Origin of the sequence: Streptomyces sp. cg35 (genome assembly GCF_050410835.1) — a bacterium.
Classification (GTDB): domain Bacteria; phylum Actinomycetota; class Actinomycetes; order Streptomycetales; family Streptomycetaceae; genus Streptomyces.
Genome location: NZ_CP191268.1, coordinates 1,736,406 through 1,750,975, shown reverse-complemented (window position 1 = coordinate 1,750,975; position 14,570 = coordinate 1,736,406). Strand labels below are relative to the sequence as shown.

The 14,570-nt window shown below is 70.0% G+C and carries 13 protein-coding genes; 1 reads left to right on the top strand and 12 read right to left on the bottom strand.

Translation table 11 applies throughout. The annotated features are described in order from the left end of the window. Window positions 1–47: 47 nt before the first annotated feature. The 8 genes from pssA to ACQUQD_RS08205 all read right to left on the bottom strand — a co-directional run bounded on the left by pssA (window position 48) and on the right by ACQUQD_RS08205 (window position 9,774). Window positions 48–866, bottom strand: coding sequence for a CDP-diacylglycerol--serine O-phosphatidyltransferase (gene pssA, locus ACQUQD_RS08240; RefSeq protein WP_428957486.1), 819 nt, complete (start codon window positions 864–866; stop codon window positions 48–50). Between the two features lie 22 nt (window positions 867–888). Then, window positions 889–1,545 carry a phosphatidylserine decarboxylase gene (locus tag ACQUQD_RS08235; RefSeq protein WP_428951365.1) on the bottom strand — a complete coding sequence of 219 codons (657 nt, stop codon included), beginning with the start codon at window positions 1,543–1,545 and terminating at the stop codon, window positions 889–891. A 183-nt stretch (window positions 1,546–1,728) separates the two neighbouring features. Further along, complete coding sequence (locus ACQUQD_RS08230) at window positions 1,729–2,934, bottom strand: acyl-CoA dehydrogenase family protein (protein WP_428951364.1); 1,206 nt, start codon at window positions 2,932–2,934, stop codon at window positions 1,729–1,731. Beyond that, a complete protein-coding gene (locus ACQUQD_RS08225) occupies window positions 2,934–3,446 on the bottom strand; it encodes a MaoC family dehydratase (RefSeq protein WP_428951363.1) in 513 nt (170 codons plus the stop codon). The genes ACQUQD_RS08230 and ACQUQD_RS08225 overlap by 1 nt, the downstream gene beginning before the upstream one ends. Window positions 3,447–3,451: 5 nt before the next feature. Then, window positions 3,452–4,411: an HpcH/HpaI aldolase/citrate lyase family protein gene (locus ACQUQD_RS08220; RefSeq protein WP_428951362.1), complete on the bottom strand. Its 960-nt coding sequence runs from the start codon at window positions 4,409–4,411 to the stop codon at window positions 3,452–3,454. Beyond that, window positions 4,408–7,008: a crotonyl-CoA carboxylase/reductase gene (ccrA, locus tag ACQUQD_RS08215; RefSeq protein ID WP_428951361.1), complete on the bottom strand. Its 2,601-nt coding sequence runs from the start codon at window positions 7,006–7,008 to the stop codon at window positions 4,408–4,410. The genes ACQUQD_RS08220 and ccrA overlap by 4 nt, the downstream gene beginning before the upstream one ends. Before the next feature lie 59 nt (window positions 7,009–7,067). Further along, window positions 7,068–7,898: a TetR family transcriptional regulator gene (locus ACQUQD_RS08210; protein WP_428951360.1), complete on the bottom strand. Its 831-nt coding sequence runs from the start codon at window positions 7,896–7,898 to the stop codon at window positions 7,068–7,070. Between the two features lie 85 nt (window positions 7,899–7,983). After that, window positions 7,984–9,774, bottom strand: coding sequence for a 3-hydroxyacyl-CoA dehydrogenase family protein (locus ACQUQD_RS08205; RefSeq protein WP_428951359.1), 1,791 nt, complete (start codon window positions 9,772–9,774; stop codon window positions 7,984–7,986). 336 nt (window positions 9,775–10,110) lie between these two features. Between ACQUQD_RS08205 and ACQUQD_RS08200 the strand changes: the two genes are divergently transcribed. Continuing rightward, window positions 10,111–10,683 (top strand): adenylosuccinate lyase, encoded by a 573-nt coding sequence (locus ACQUQD_RS08200; RefSeq protein WP_428951358.1) that lies wholly within the window; start codon window positions 10,111–10,113, stop codon window positions 10,681–10,683. A 16-nt stretch (window positions 10,684–10,699) separates the two neighbouring features. On the opposite strand, the gene ACQUQD_RS08195 is transcribed toward ACQUQD_RS08200, so the two are convergent. The 4 genes from ACQUQD_RS08195 to ACQUQD_RS08180 form a co-directional block, all read right to left on the bottom strand. Further along, window positions 10,700–11,215, bottom strand: coding sequence for an N-acetyltransferase family protein (locus ACQUQD_RS08195; protein ID WP_428951357.1), 516 nt, complete (start codon window positions 11,213–11,215; stop codon window positions 10,700–10,702). Then, a complete protein-coding gene (locus ACQUQD_RS08190; RefSeq protein ID WP_428951356.1) occupies window positions 11,212–11,610 on the bottom strand; it encodes a RidA family protein in 399 nt (132 codons plus the stop codon). Before ACQUQD_RS08190 ends, ACQUQD_RS08195 begins: the two co-directional genes overlap by 4 nt. Window positions 11,611–11,646: 36 nt before the next feature. Then, the gene (locus tag ACQUQD_RS08185) at window positions 11,647–13,230 is read right to left on the bottom strand and encodes an alpha/beta hydrolase (protein ID WP_428951355.1); all 1,584 of its coding nucleotides are present in this window, start codon (window positions 13,228–13,230) and stop codon (window positions 11,647–11,649) included. Window positions 13,231–13,353: 123 nt separating this feature from the next. After that, window positions 13,354–14,400: an Rv2578c family radical SAM protein gene (locus tag ACQUQD_RS08180; RefSeq protein WP_428951354.1), complete on the bottom strand. Its 1,047-nt coding sequence runs from the start codon at window positions 14,398–14,400 to the stop codon at window positions 13,354–13,356. Between the last annotated feature and the right edge of the window lie 170 nt (window positions 14,401–14,570).

Genomic DNA, 14,570 nt, shown 5'->3' with positions numbered 1-14,570 from the left:
GAGCCGATATCGGCTCCGGGCCCTTCAGGCACGTACGGGAAGCGGTGCTACGGCAGCTGGGCCGCTCGCGCCTCGCGTCGGTTGTCCCGGAAGTTGTTCACCCTCCGGGCCGTCGCGAACAGCGGGATGACCGCGCCGAGGACGAGCTGCAGCGCGCAGCCGGTCGCGAGGAGCAGCTGACCGCCCGGGGCGTCGAACGCCCACGCCGCCAGCAGACCCATGCTGAGCACGATCCACGACAGCATCGCGACCGCGAGGCGGCCCCGCGGCTTCGGGTACTCGACGCGGCTCACCATCAGCCACGCGGTGCCGATGATCGCGAGCAGCGTCGCCACGAAGGGCAGCTCCAGCAGCACGATCGAGACGACGGTCAGCGCGCCGAACGGCGACGGCATGCCCTGGAAGGTGCCGTCCTTCACGGTCACGCAGGAGAACCGCGCAAGCCGCAGCACCACCGCCAGGAGCACCACGATGGCGCCCACCGCCGCGACCCTCTGGTGCGCGTCGTCGGCGACCATGCCGTAGACGAGCACGAAGTACGCCGGGGCGAGGCCGAAGCTGATCAGGTCGGACAGGTTGTCCAGCTCGGCGCCCATCGGCGACGAGCGCAGCTTGCGGGCCACCAGACCGTCGAACAGGTCGAAGATCGCGGCGGCGAGCATCAGGATCACGGCGGTGGCGGCGGAGTGCCGGGCCATGCCGGAGTCGTTGCTGCCCTGGATGTGCGGGATCAGGATGCCGGTCGTCGTGAAGTAGACCGCCATGAAGCCGCACGTGGCGTTGCCGAGCGTCAGGGTGTCCGCTATCGACAGGCGCAGTGAGAGCGGCATCTCCTCCGCGTCGTCCGCCTCGTCCGTCTCGGGCACCCAGCCGGCCTGGGTCTCGGGGTCAGTCACGGTCAATGCGAGTCACCCCAGCCACCGTCTTCTGGCCCACCTCGACGTCCACCTCGACCCCTTCGGGGAGGTAGATGTCGACGCGCGAACCGAACCGGATCAGACCGATGCGCTCGCCCTGCTCCACCTTCGTGCCCTGGGGGATGTACGGCACGATGCGGCGGGCCACGGCACCGGCGATCTGGATCATCTCAATGTCACCGAGCTCGGTGTCGAAGTGCCAGACGACGCGCTCGTTGTTCTCGCTCTCCTTGTTGAACGCCGGGACGAACCCGCCCGGGATGTGTTCAACGGACGTCACGGTGCCGGCCAGGGGCGCACGGTTCACGTGGACGTTCAGCGGGCTCATGAAGATCGCGACGCGGGTGCGACCGTCCTTCCACGGCATGATGCTCTGCACCACGCCGTCGGCCGGGGAGATGACCCGGCCCTGGGCGATCTCGCGCTCGGGGTCGCGGAAGAACCACAGCATGCCGGCCGCCAGAGCGGTGGTCGGGACGGCGAGTGCTGCTGCCTTCTTGGAGCGGCGCGAACGGGCCAGGCTGAGGGCAGCCGTGGCGACGGTCGGGAGAAGCCACGGCGAGGCTCCGCGCGCAAGACGTCCCTTCAGGACGCCGTCGCGTGGTGCAGAGGTTTGGCTGTGGGGCATGGATGACCTTCGTAGCGGATGAGGCCGCGCTGGTTACGGGGGGACGGCGGCTTTTCCGGGGATGCTATCGGTTGCGAGCCACAACTGGGCAAGCCAGGAAGCCGAGTCGGCGGCCGAAGAGTGTTGACGGGGTGTGATCTTCTTCGCGAAGAAAACACCCCGAAACAGGACATCTCACCAGGCTCAGCCCTGGAATCGATACTCTTCGAGCAACCGACGACCAATGATCATTTTCTGGATTTCGGCGGTACCTTCACCGATCAGCAGCATGGGTGCCTCACGGTACAGACGCTCGATCTCGTACTCCTTCGAGAACCCGTATCCACCGTGAATCCGGAACGCGTCCTCCACGACTTCTTTGCAGTATTCGGAGGCCAGGTACTTGGCCATTCCTGCTTCGAGGTCGTTTCGTTCCCCGGAGTCCTTTTTGCGTGCTGCATTCACCATCATCGCATGGGCGGCCTCGACCTTGGTAGCCATCTCGGCCAACTTGAACTGGATCGCCTGGTGCTGTGCGATCTGCTTGCCGAAAGTGTGGCGTTGCTGGGCATAGGAGACTCCCAGCTCAAATGCACGCTGCGCGACCCCGCAACCACGCGCCGCGACATTTACCCGCCCGACCTCGACGCCGTCCATCATTTGGTAAAACCCTCGGCCCGTCCGCCCGCCGAGTACACGATTGGCCGGAATGCGTAGCCCGTCCATGATCAATTCGGTGGTGTCGACGCCCTTGTAGCCCATCTTGTCGATCTTCCCGGGGATCGTGAGGCCGGGCCGGACCTCTCCGAAACCGGGCTCCTTCTCCACGAGGAAGGTCGTCATCGACTTGTGCGGGGCCGTGCCCTCGGGATGACCTTCGTCACTTCGCGTGAGAACCGCCACAAGCGTTGACGTGCCGCCGTTCGTCAACCACATCTTCTGGCCGTTCAGGACGTACTCGTCGCCGTCCTTGACCGCCTTCGACGAGATCGCCGACACATCGGAGCCGAGAGCCGGCTCGGACATCGAGAACGCGCCGCGCACCTCGCCGAGCGCCATCCGCGGAAGGAAGTACTCCTTCTGCTCCTGCGTCCCGTGCTGCTTGAGCATGTACGCCACGATGAAGTGCGTGTTGATGATGCCGGAGACCGACATCCAGCCGCGCGCGATCTCCTCCACGCACAGCGCGTACGTCAGCAGCGACTCGCCCAGACCCCCGTACTCCTCGGGGATCATGAGACCGAACAGGCCCAACTCCTTGAGCCCGTCGACGATCGCTTGCGGGTACTCGTCGCGGTGCTCCAGCTCCGTCGCGACCGGGATGATCTCCTTGTCCACGAAGTCCCGCACGGTGGACAGGATTTCCTGCTGCACGTCGGTCAGGCCGTGGGTCTGGGCGAGTCGGCTCATCACTTCTCCTGGGACTTGAGCTCGGGGCGGCCGGGCTGCTCGCCGCCGCGCTCCTTGATGTACGTCTCGGTGGGCACCATCACCTTGCGGCGGAAGACGCAGACGAGCGTGCCGTCCTGCTTGTAGCCCTTGGTCTCGACGTACACGATCCCGCGGTCCGACTTCGACTTCGAGGGCGTCTTGTCGAGGACCGTCGTCTCGCCGTAGATCGTGTCGCCGTGGAAGGTCGGCGCCACGTGCTTCAGCGACTCGATCTCCAGGTTGGCGATCGCCTTCCCGGAGACGTCCGGCACCGACATGCCGAGCAGCAGCGAGTAGATGTAGTTGCCGACGACGACGTTCTTCCCGAAGTCGGTCGTCCTCTCCGCATAGTTGGTGTCCATGTGGAGCGGGTGGTGGTTCATCGTCAGGAGACAGAAGAGGTGGTCGTCGTACTCCGTGACCGTCTTCCCGGGCCAGTGCTTGTAGACGTCCCCGACGGTGAACTCTTCGTAGGTGCGGCCGAACTGCATGTGTCTTACGCCTCCGGGGCCTCGAACGTGCTGGTGCGCTGCATGCCGGCGGCCCGGCCCTTGCCGGAGATGACCAGGGCCATCTTGCGGCTGGCCTCGTCGATCATCTCGTCGCCGAGCATCGCGGAGCCCTTCTTGCCGCCCGCCTCGGACGTGTAGTAGTCGTACGCGTCCAGGATCAGCTCGGCGTGGTCGAAGTCCTCCTGCGACGGCGAGAAGATCTCGTTGGCCGCCTCGACCTGGCCGGGGTGCAGCACCCACTTGCCGTCGAAGCCGAGCGCCGCGGCACGCCCCGCGACCTCGCGGAAGCCGTCGACGTTGCGGATCTGGAGGTAGGGGCCGTCGATCGCCTGGAGGTCGTTCGCGCGGGCCGCCATCAGGATCTTCATGAGGATGTAGTGGTACGCGTCGGCGCCGTAGCCGGGCGGCTGCTCGCCGACGACCAGCGACTTCATGTTGATGGAGGCCATGAAGTCGGCCGGGCCGAAGATGATCGTCTCGATGCGCGGCGAGGCCTCGGCGATCGCGTTGACGTTGTTCAGGCCCTGCGCGTTCTCGATCTGCGCCTCGATGCCGATCTTGCCGACCTCGAAGCCCATCGTCTTCTCGATCTGCGTCAGCAGCAGGTCCAGCGCCACGACCTGGTCGGCCGTCTGCACCTTCGGCAGCATGATGCAGTCGAGGTTCTGCCCCGCGCCCTCGACGACGGTCACGACGTCGCGGTACGTCCACTCGGTCGTCCAGTCGTTGACCCGCACGACCCGCGTCTTGCCCGTCCAGTCGCCCTCGTTGAGGAACTTGACGATGGTGTGCCGGGCCTCCGGCTTGGCGAGCGGCGCGCAGGCGTCCTCCAGGTCGAGGAAGACCTGGTCGGCCGCCAGACCCTGGGCCTTCTCCAGGAAGCGGGGGTTGCTTCCGGGCACCGCGAGGCAGGAGCGGCGCGGGCGGAGACGGTTCACAGTCATGCGGGGACCTCCAGTGGGTCGAGCTGGTTCGCTAGCCGGATCTCGTCGACGATACGGCCGATGATCTCCGTGATGCCGAAGTCCTTGGGGGTGAAGACGGCGGCGACTCCCGCCCGCTTCAGGTCCTCGGCGTCGGCGTTGGGGATGATGCCCCCGACGATCACGGGGATGTCGGGGGCGCCCGCCTCGCGCAGCCGGGCGAGCACGTCCGGCACCAGTTCGGCGTGCGACCCGGAGAGGATCGACAGGCCGACGCAGTGCACGTCCTCGGCGAGCGCGGCGGACACGATCTGTTCCGGGGTGAGCCGGATGCCCTGGTAGACCACCTCGAACCCGGCGTCCCGGGCACGGACGGCGATCTGCTCGGCACCGTTGGAGTGCCCGTCCAGGCCGGGCTTGCCGACGAGCAGGCGCAGCTTGCCGCCGAGCTCGTCGCCGGTGCGGCGGACCTTCTCGCGGACCTGGGCGAGCGGCGTGCCCTCCTCCGCGGTGACCGCGACCGGCGCCGACGAGACCCCGGTGGGCGCCCGGAACTCGCCGAACACCTCGCGCAGCGCCTCGGACCACTCGCCGGTCGTGACCCCGGCGCGGGCGCACTCGAGCGTGGCCTCCATGAGGTTCTCCGTGCCGGCCGCGGCCTCCTTCAGGCGCTCCAGGGCCTGCTGGGTGGTCGGGTAGTGGAACGGGTCGCCCATGCCCTGCCGGTCGCTCGACTCCTGACGCGTGGTGCGCCAGTCGCCGATCGCCCGCACGACCCGCGCCTCGACCTGGTGGTCGACCGTCATGATCGCGGCGTCCAGATCGGCGGTGAGCGGGTTCGGCTCGGTCGACTCGTAGATGTTGACGCCGACGATCTTCTCCTCGCCGCCCTCGATCCGGGCCCGGCGCTCGGCGTGCGAGGAGACGAGCTGCGACTTGAGGTAGCCCGACTCGACGGCGGCCATCGCGCCGCCCATCTCCTGGATCCGGTCGATCTCGGCGAGGGACTCCGCGACCAGCGCGTCGACCTTCTTCTCGATGACGTGCGAGCCGGCGAAGATGTCCTCGTACTCCAACAGGTCGCTCTCATGGGCGAGGACCTGCTGGATCCGCAGCGACCACTGCTGGTCCCAGGGGCGGGGCAGGCCCAACGCCTCGTTCCACGCCGGGAGCTGGACGGCGCGAGCGCGTGCGTCCTTCGACAGCGTCACGGCCAGCATCTCCAGGACGATCCGCTGGACGTTGTTCTCCGGCTGCGCCTCGGTGAGGCCCAGCGAGTTGACCTGGACCCCGTACCGGAAGCGGCGCTGCTTCGCGTTCTCGATGCCGTACCGCTCGCGCGTGATCTGGTCCCAGATCCGCCCGAACGCCCGCATCTTGCACATCTCCTCGATGAAGCGGACCCGGAACCGGTTGATGGCCCCCTCGTGGCGGGCCCGCAGTGCTGGGTTGCTCACTCCGAGGCCTTCTTCGGGTGTCAGGCACAGCACGCCGACCTTGCCCTGGTGCAGGTTGTGATGGACGTCGTGGACGGCCTGCGCGGTGCCTTCGAGCGGCACCACCTCGGAGAGCGTCGGATGAATGAGGCCTTTGGCGATCAGCCGGTTGGCTTCCCACGCCTCGCGGTAGTTCGCGAAGTGGGTGCCGATGATCCGCTTGAGGTTCATCCACAGATACCGGTTGTCGAAGGTGTGCTCGTAGCCCGACGTGGAGGCGCAGGTCACGATGGTGCCGCCGCGGCGGGCCACGTACACGCTCGCGCCGAACGTCTCCCGGCCCGGGTGCTCGAAGACGATGTCCGGGTCGTCGCCGCCGGTCAGCTCCCTGATCCGGGCGCCGAGGCGCCGCCACTCCCGCGGGTCCTGCGTGTGCTCGTCCTTCCAGAACCGGTAGCCCTCGGCGCTGCGGTCGATCACCAGCTCCGCGCCCATCCGCCGGCACGCCTGCGCCTTCTGCGCACTGGACACCACACACACCGGGATCGCGCCGCCGTTGAGCGCCAACTGGACGGCGTACGAGCCGAGTCCGCCGGAGGCACCCCAGATCAGCACGGTGTCGCCCTGCTTCATGCGGGCGCCGGAGGCGGAGACCAACTGCCGGTAGGCGGTGGAGTTCACCAGCCCCGAGGCGGCCGCCTCCTCCCAGCTGAGATGACGCGGCTTGGGCATCAGCTGGTTGGCCTTGACCAACGCCAGCTCGGCCAGACCGCCGAAGTTCGTCTCGAACCCCCAGATCCGCTGCTCCGGGTCGAGCATGGTGTCCGCGTGCCCGTCGGGGTGGTCGAGCTCCACGGACAGGCAGTGCGCGACCACCGCGTCGCCGGGCTGCCAGCCCGCCACCCCCTCGCCGCAGCGCAGCACCACGCCGGCCAGGTCCGAACCCAGCACGTGATACGGCAGATCGTGCCGGGCCGCCTGCGGCGAGGTCTTTCCGTAGCGGGACAGGAAGCCGAACGTCGGCAGCGGCTCGAAGATCGACGACCACACGGTGTTGTGGTTGATCCCGCTCGCCATCACCGCCACCAGCACCTCGCCCGCGGCGGGTTCGGGGGTGGCCACCTCGTCCAGATGCAGCGAGCTGCGCGGGTCCTTGTCCCGGCTCGCCATCCCCTCAAACATCGCCGTCTCCTGTCACGTGGCCTGCGGCGGCGCGTGCGGGGAGAGGAGCCGGACAGGCCCTACCGGTTCCGGAGGGCTTCCTCGATGGTCCGCATGACTTCGGGAAGCGGGGCGTCCGTGCGGGCCACCGTCACCAGCACCTCGCCCGAGTGGGAGACCTGCGCGGGGGCCGGGGCGGCGGGGGTGCGACCGGCCCCGATGCCGGTGCCGAACGTGCGGCGCACGATCGCGAAGGCGTGGTCGAGCTGCGTCTCCACGTCGCCCTGGCCGCCGGCCCGCAGCCAGCGGCGCAGCACGTGGTTGTGGGCGGTGACGACGGCGGAGGCGGCGACCTCGGCGAGCAGCGGGTCGTCGTTGCCGTCGTGGTGGGCCTGCTCGTCGAAGTGGCCCAGCAGATAGCGGGTGAACAGGCGCTCGTAGCGGGCGACCGAGGCGATCTCGCGCTCGCGCAGCGTGGGTACCTCGCGGGTGAGGCGGTAGCGCTCCACGGACACCGCGGGCGAGGCGGCGTACATCTTCATGACTTCCTTGATGCCGCGGCACACCGTGTCCAGCGGGTGCTCGAGCGGCGGCGCCGCGTTCAGCACGGCCTCGGCGCGCACCAGGGTGTCGTCGTGGTCCGGGAAGATCGCCTCTTCCTTGGAGCGGAAGTGCCGGAAGAACGTGCGGCGCGCGACGCCGGCCTGCGCGGCGATCTCGTCGACCGTCGTGGCCTCGTACCCCTTCGTGGCGAAGAGCTCCATCGCCGCGGCCGCCAGCTCACGGCGCATCTTGAGCCGTTGGGCGGCAGCCCGGTTGCCCGCGGCGCTCTCCGGAGCGTCGGGCGTGGCGGAGGTACGGGAGGACTGGTCGGCCTTATGAGCGGGCGTCATGACCCGAACGTACTGCATGTACGTTCCAAAACGCTCCCCGGTAAGCGGGCCGCCCGGTGCTCCGAGCAGCCCGCCCCAGTCGGACCCGGCTCCCGACCCCGGCTCAGCGCCGGGCATATTCGCGGAAGCCACGGCCCGTCTTGCGGCCGAGGCAGCCCGCGGCCACCAGGTGTTCCAGCAGTGGCGCGGGTGCCAGACCCGGGTCGCGGAACTCGCGGTGCAGCACCTTCTCGATGGCGAGCGAGACATCCAGACCGACCACGTCGAGCAGTTCGAACGGGCCCATCGGGTATCCGCCGCCGAGCTTCATCGCGGCGTCGATGTCGTCGAGGGACGCGTAGTGCTCCTGCACCATCTTGATCGCGTTGTTCAGGTACGGGAACAGCAAAGCGTTCACGATGAACCCGGCCCGGTCGCCGCAGTCCACCGGGTGCTTGCGGATCCGATGCGTCAGATCGCGGACGGTGGCGTGCACGTCGTCCGAGGTCAGCACGGTCCGCACGATCTCGACGAGCTTCATCGCCGGGGCCGGGTTGAAGAAGTGCATGCCGATCACGTCCTGCGGGCGCGAGGTGGCGCGGGCGCAGGCGACGACGGGCAGCGACGAGGTCGTCGTGGCGAGGATCGCGCCCGGCTTGCAGACCTTGTCGAACGTCGTGAACAGCTGCTGCTTGATCTCCAGGTCCTCGGCGACGGCCTCCAGCGCCAGATCCACGTCGGCGAACGCGTCGTAGGACCCGGCGGGGGAGATGCGCGCGAGCGCCTGCTCGGCCGCCTCCGCCGTCATCCGCCCCTTGTCGACAGAGCGCGAAAGCGACTTGCCGATACGGGACTTGGCCTTCTCGGCCTTCTCCTCGCTGCGGGCGGCGAGCACGACGTCGTAGCCGGCCTTCGCGAAGACCTCGGCGATCCCGGAGGCCATCGTCCCGGAGCCGGCGACGCCGACGGACCGGATCGGGCGCGCGGGGCTCGCCGCCTGCTCCTGCGGCGCCGTCAGGGCGTCCCGCACGACGACCGGGCTGCCCGGCTCCTCGTACGTGTAGAAGCCGCGGCCCGCCTTGCGTCCGGTCAGGCCCGCCTCGCTGAGCTGCTTGAGGATCGGCGCCGGGGCGTGCAGCCGGTCGTGGGACTCCGCGTACATGGCGTCGAGGACGGTCCGCGCGGTGTCCACGCCGATGAGGTCGAGCAGCGCGAGCGGGCCCATGGGAAGCCCGCAGCCCAGCTTCATCGCCGCGTCGATGTCCTCGCGCGAGGCGTACTTGGCCTCGTACATGGCGGCCGCCTGGTTGAGGTAGCCGAACAGCAGCCCGTCGGCGACGAACCCGGGCCGGTCGCCCACCGCGACGGGCTCCTTGCCGAGTTCCAGGGCGAGATCGGTGACGGCGGCGACCGCGACGGGCGCCGTCAGCACGCTGGAGACCACCTCGACGAGCTTCATCGCGGGAGCCGGGTTGAAGAAGTGCAGACCGAGGACGCGCTCGGGCCGCGCGGAGTCGGCGGCGAGCCGCGTCACGGACAGGGCGTTGGTCCCGGTGGCCAGAACCGCCTCGGGCCGCACGATCGCGTCCAGGGCCCGGAAGATCTGCTGCTTGATCTCGTAGGACTCGGGGGCGACCTCGATCACCAGATCGGCGTCGGCCGCGGCCTGCAGGTCCGTGAACGTACGGAACCGGGCGAGCAGCTCGGCGCGCTCCTGCTCGGTGAGGTGCTCACGGCGCACCGCACGCGCCGTCGAGGTCTCCAGCGCCTGGGTGGCCCGCGCGGCGGCGGCCTCGCTGATGTCGATGCCGATGACCTCGCGCCCGGCACGGGCGAGGACCTCGGCGATACCGGTGCCCATGGTGCCGAGGCCGACGACGGCCACGGTAGAGATGCGGGACAGGGGAGCGTCCATCCGGGAACTCCAGGAGTGAGGGTGACGACTGAGGGCGCACGCCTAGACGCACAAAAGGCGTGTGGCGTACGGGAGTTGAACGTGCCGCTTACAGCTGTGCACGGGAACCGACCGGCCCTGTCCCGGAGCCATGTCGTACTGCTCGAACCTCGGTAGCGCGTACCGAACCGACTGCACTCGGGCGGCTGCGTCACCAGGCCGCCGAGAGTCGTACTGCGGGAAGTGTGCCCCGCTCACTTGAGATTAACCGGCGAGTAACGAGCGCGCCAGCCCTGGACGTTGACGAGTCTGTGTGATCTACGTCGCCGCAGGCCCGCCGCGTCTACCCTCGACCCCATGGACGAAGAGTCGCGAACGGTGACGGAACGCATCCGGAAGGAATCCGGCGGTACGCCCGCCTTCGACCAGCTGGCCGCCACGGACGACCGGGACGAGCTGGCAGCGGTGCTGACCGCGCCGCAGCAGCCGCTGTGGGCGCGGGAGCTGGCGGCGTACCGGCTGGGCGTCGCGGGTGACAGCCGCGCCTTCGAGTCCCTCGTCCTGCTCCTGAACCACCGCGACCCGGACCGCTGCGCGGCGGCGGCCCAGGCCCTGGCCGTCCTGGGCGACCCGCGCACGGCCCGCGCGGCGGCCGCCCTGGCCACGAACGAGCTGCGCGTCGCCTACGCCCTGCACCCCGTCCGGCTGCTCACCCAGCTCCGGGCGCCCGAATCGGCCCCGGCCCTGATCGTCACGCTCCGCCGCCGGCTCGCGCCGCACGACCCGTACCGGAAGGTGGCCCTCGCCTGTGTGGAGGGCCTCGGCAGCCTGGCCGACCCCCGCGCCCGTGAGGTCCTCACGGAGGCGTGCGCGCACCCGCGCCTGGCGATGGCGGCCGCGGCGGCACTGGCGCGGCTCCCGCCGCTCTGACATCCGCCGCGGACGCTCAGGCCGGCGCCCGCACGTACCGGACCTCCGGCACCGTCGCGCCCCCGACCTCGTACGGCTCACGCGCCCCGTCCGCCACGAATCCGGCCCGCTCGTAGAAGCGCCGCGCCCGCACGTTCCCCTCCACCACCCACAGCCGCATCGAGGAGTGCCCCGCGCGGAGCGCACCGGCCGCGCAGGCGTCGAGCAGCGCCCGTCCCACGCCCGTCGACAGATGCGCGGGGTGGGCGTACCGCGCGCACAACTCGGCCTCCCCGGGCGGCACGTCACGGTCCCGCGACGGGCCGTGGCAGGCCCAGCCGACCACGGCGCCGGCGCGCTCCGCGACGAACTCCGTGACACGGCCGAACAGTTCCCGGCGCCGCGCGGCGTCCCGCTGCACGCTCATCGCGTCGAGATACGCCTGCGGCATCAGCCCCGCGTACGCGAACTGCCAGCCGCGCACCCGCACTTCCGCCACGGCGGCGCAGTCGTCCAGGGTCATCTCCCGGACCAGGAGGTCCGCCGCCGTCACCGCGAAAGCACGGCGAACGCCTCGATCTCCATCAGGAACCCGGGGCTGACCAGCGCCGCCACCTGTACCGCCGACGCGGCCGGCAGTCGTGCGGGATCGAGGAACGCGTCCCGTGCCTCTCGTACTGCCGGCATGAAAGCCATGTCGGTCACGTAGTACGTCAGTTTCACCACGTCGTCGAACCCGGCGCCGGCGGCCGCCAGGCACCTGCGCAGGTTCTCGAAGACCTGCCGGGCCTGTGCCGCCGGATCGCCGGGACCGACCAGTTCGCCCCGCTCGTCGAGAGCGAGCTGGCCGGAGACGGCGACGAAGCGGCCCGTGCCCATGACCACGTGGGTGTAGGCCGTGGCCGGTGCGACGCCGTCGGGAGCGGGGATGTGGGTGAGTCGGCTCATCGCCCCATCCTCGCCCACCCCCCCGACGGGCCCCGCTCAGCCCCGGAAGCCGAGCAGCCCGTGCAGCGCGGCGCCGCCCGCCGAGGACGAGGCCGCCTTCGTCGCCAGCGGCTTCGGGTCCGGCAGCTTCTTGCACACGGCGTCGGCCTCGCCGCCGCCGCGCGGCACCGTCCCGGACGCGAGATACGTGGCGAGGTGCTTGTCGAGGCACGCGTTCCCGCTGAGCGTGATGCCGTGGTTGCCGCCGCCCTGCTCGACGACCAGGCTCGAACCGCGCAGCAGGTGATGGACCCGGACGCCGCCCTCGTACGGCGTCGCCGCGTCGTCCGTCGCCTGGAACAGCAGCGCCGGCGGGATCGAGGAGTTGCGCACGGTCCTCGGGTGCAGCGTCCGCGTGGGCCAGAACGCGCACGGCGCGTTGTACCAGGCGTTGTTCCACGTGGAGAACGGCGCCTTCTCGTGCGTCCGCCAGTTGTCGTCACGCCACTGGTTCCAGTCGCGCGGCCACCACGCGTCCCGGCACTGGACGGCCGAGTAGACGCTGTAGCCGTTGTCCCCGGCGGCGTCGACCGCCGCGAAGTTCTCGTACGCCTCGACCAGCGGGTCCGGGTCCTTGTCGTTCACGTACGCGGCGAACGCCTCGGCCAGATACGGCCAGTAGCCGTCGAAGTAGCCACCGGGCAGGAACGTGTCCTCCAGCTCCCCGGCGCCCACCTTCTTGCCCGCGGGCCGCCTCGCGAGCGCGTCGCGCATCGCGTACCACTTGGCCTCGACCTTCGCGGGGTCCTTGCCCAGCTTGTACGTCGCGTCGTACTTGGCGACCCAGGCCAGGAAGGCCTGGTGCCGGGCGTTGAAGGCGTGGTCCTGCGCGAGGTTGTCCTGGTACCAGACGCCCGCCGGGTCGACGATCGAGTCGAGGACGAGGCGCCGCACCCGCTCGGGGAAGTGCTTCGCGTAGACCGCGCCCAGGTAGGTGCCGTACGAGTAGCCGAAGTAGTTCAGCTTCTTCGCTCCGAGCGCGGCCCGGATCGCGTCCATGTCCCGCACCGAGCTGACCGTGTCGATGAACGGCAGGATGTCCGCGTACTTCTGCGCGCAGGCCCGCGCGAACGACTGCGCGCGCTTCAGGTTCGCCTGCTCGACCACCTCGGTCCGCGGCACGCTCTGCGGGCGGACGGGCTTGAAGTGGCCGGGCGCGCAGTCCAGCGCCGGCCGGCTCTTGCCGACGCCGCGCGGGTCGAACCCGATGACGTCGTACTGTGCCGCGACCTGCTTCGGCAGGCCCGACGCCACGAACCCGGCGAGCGAGAGCCCGCTGCCGCCGGGCCCGCCGGGGTTCACCAGGAGCGGCCCCTGGAACGTCTTCGCCGTGTGCGGGATCCGCGACAGGGCCAGCGTGATCTGCCGCCCCGCGGGACGGGTGTGGTCCAGCGGCACCTTCAACGACCCGCACTGCAGCGTCGGGTAGTCGTTCGTGGCGCACTTCTTCCAGGCGACGGCGGCGCTGCCCGGCGTGGACGGGGCCGATGCGGCATCGGCTCCCGCGGCGCCCGCGGTCGTGACGACCGTGGAGGCGGCCAGGGCTGCGGCGGCGCACAGAGCGGCTGCGCGTTTCTTCATGGGGCCTCCCGGAATGCAGGGGTCAGGGCCGTGAGTCCACGGTCCTTGCCGCATGTTCCCGGAAACGCCGCCCGGAACAATCCGTTCTGCCGCAAATTGACCCGATCGCAGTCCCGGTGCCCCTCACAGCAGCGTGAGCTGGGTCGGCGCGGCCGGCTCGGGCGCCGTGCCCTGCTCCGGCACGCGGACGCGCCGCGCCGTTCCCGGGCGCGAGGGCCCGATCCCGTACTCCGCGGCCAGCTCGTGGACCTGACGCGTGATCCGCCGCTGGTACCACCGGGGGGCGTACGCGCCCTCGGCGTACAGCCGCTCGTAGCGCCGCACCAGATAGGGGTGGTGCTGTCCGAGCCACGCCATGAACCACTCGCGCGCGCCCGGCCGCAGATGCAGCACGAGCGGCGTCACGGACGTCGCGCCGGCCCGCGCGATCGCCCGCACCGTCGCCCGCAGCTGGTCCGGACGGTCGCCGAGGAACGGGATCACCGGCGCCATCAGCACCCCGCACCCGATTCCGGCGTCGGCCAGGGCGCGGACGGCGTCGAGCCGGCGCTCGGGCGCGGGGGTGCCCGGCTCGACGGTGCGCCACAGCTCCTGGTCCACGAAGCCGACCGACATCGAGATGCCGACGTCCGTCACCTCCGCGGCCTGCCGCAGCAGCTCGAGGTCGCGCAGGATCAGCGTGCCCTTGGTCAGGACGGAGAACGGGTTCGCGTGGTCGCGCAGGGCTCCGATGATGCCGGGCATCAACCGGTAGCGCCCCTCGGCCCGTTGGTAGCAGTCGACGTTCGTGCCCATCGCGATGTGGTCGCCCTGCCAGCGGCGCGAGGCGAGATGGCGGCGCAGCAGCTCCGGCGCGTTCACCTTCACCACGATCTGGCTGTCGAAGCCGAGCCCGGTGTCCAGGTCCAGATAGCGGTGGGTGTTCCTGGCGAAGCAGTAGACGCACGCGTGAGTGCACCCGCGATACGGATTGACCGTCCACTCGAACGGCATCCGGGACGCGCCGGGCACCCGGTTCACGATCGACCGCGCCCGGATCTCGTGGAACGTCACCCCGCGGAACTCGGGGCTGTCGAAGGTGCGGGTGGTCACCGCGTCCGTGCCGAACAGCGCGGCGTCCGGCGCCCGGCCGTGTTCGGCCCGGTCGTCCGTGAGGTTCTCCCAGCGCATGACGCCTCCTCGGTAGCACTGAGCCCACAATAGAACACATGTTCCCTTGATCGTGCGGCCTGTACCGGGCCCCCGATTTTGGCGGCCGGTGCGGGGGGTGGTTGGCTTGGCCGCGCCACCGGCGATGCCCGCAGGCGATACCCGAAGAACCAAGTGCTCCTGAAGAACCA

Excerpts from the sequence above, each read along its gene's own strand:
- ACQUQD_RS08235 (WP_428951365.1), bottom strand. The coding sequence starts at position 1,545 with ATGCCCCACAGCCAAACCTCTGCACCACGCGACGGCGTCCTGAAGGGA.
- ACQUQD_RS08230 (WP_428951364.1), bottom strand. The coding sequence starts at position 2,934 with ATGAGCCGACTCGCCCAGACCCACGGCCTGACCGACGTGCAGCAGGAA.
- ACQUQD_RS08225 (WP_428951363.1), bottom strand. The coding sequence starts at position 3,446 with ATGCAGTTCGGCCGCACCTACGAAGAGTTCACCGTCGGGGACGTCTAC.
- ACQUQD_RS08220 (WP_428951362.1), bottom strand. The coding sequence starts at position 4,411 with ATGACTGTGAACCGTCTCCGCCCGCGCCGCTCCTGCCTCGCGGTGCCC.
- ccrA (WP_428951361.1), bottom strand. The coding sequence starts at position 7,008 with ATGTTTGAGGGGATGGCGAGCCGGGACAAGGACCCGCGCAGCTCGCTG.
- ACQUQD_RS08210 (WP_428951360.1), bottom strand. The coding sequence starts at position 7,898 with ATGCAGTACGTTCGGGTCATGACGCCCGCTCATAAGGCCGACCAGTCC.
- ACQUQD_RS08205 (WP_428951359.1), bottom strand. The coding sequence starts at position 9,774 with ATGGACGCTCCCCTGTCCCGCATCTCTACCGTGGCCGTCGTCGGCCTC.
- ACQUQD_RS08200 (WP_428951358.1), top strand. The coding sequence starts at position 10,111 with ATGGACGAAGAGTCGCGAACGGTGACGGAACGCATCCGGAAGGAATCC.
- ACQUQD_RS08190 (WP_428951356.1), bottom strand. The coding sequence starts at position 11,610 with ATGAGCCGACTCACCCACATCCCCGCTCCCGACGGCGTCGCACCGGCC.
- ACQUQD_RS08185 (WP_428951355.1), bottom strand. The coding sequence starts at position 13,230 with ATGAAGAAACGCGCAGCCGCTCTGTGCGCCGCCGCAGCCCTGGCCGCC.
- ACQUQD_RS08180 (WP_428951354.1), bottom strand. The coding sequence starts at position 14,400 with ATGCGCTGGGAGAACCTCACGGACGACCGGGCCGAACACGGCCGGGCG.